This is a genomic window from Deinococcus alpinitundrae (assembly GCF_009982895.1).
GTDB classification, from domain to species: domain Bacteria; phylum Deinococcota; class Deinococci; order Deinococcales; family Deinococcaceae; genus Deinococcus; species Deinococcus alpinitundrae.
Window position 1 is genome coordinate 1 of the sequence record NZ_WXZL01000361.1, and the last position, 256, is coordinate 256.

Below are 256 nucleotides of genomic sequence, written 5' to 3' on the forward strand. Positions count from 1 at the left end.
TTCATTACATAGATATAAAGCAGATGAATCCTATTTAGTTGGAAGTGATTTAGGTCCTGCTGAAAGTTATTTAAATATTGAGCGTATCATTGATGTAGCAAAACAAGCGAATGTGGATGCGATTCATCCTGGCTATGGATTTTTAAGTGAAAATGAACAATTTGCGCGTCGTTGTGCAGAAGAAGGGATTAAATTTATTGGTCCTCATTTAGAACATTTAGATATGTTTGGAGATAAAGTTAAAGCTCGTACAACG

1 protein-coding gene is annotated in these 256 nt (G+C 34.4%); it reads left to right on the top strand.

The annotated features are described in order from the left end of the window. Positions 1-256: biotin carboxylase N-terminal domain-containing protein (locus tag GUI70_RS25970; protein ID WP_272952942.1), on the top strand; the 256-nt coding region annotated here is incomplete at both ends.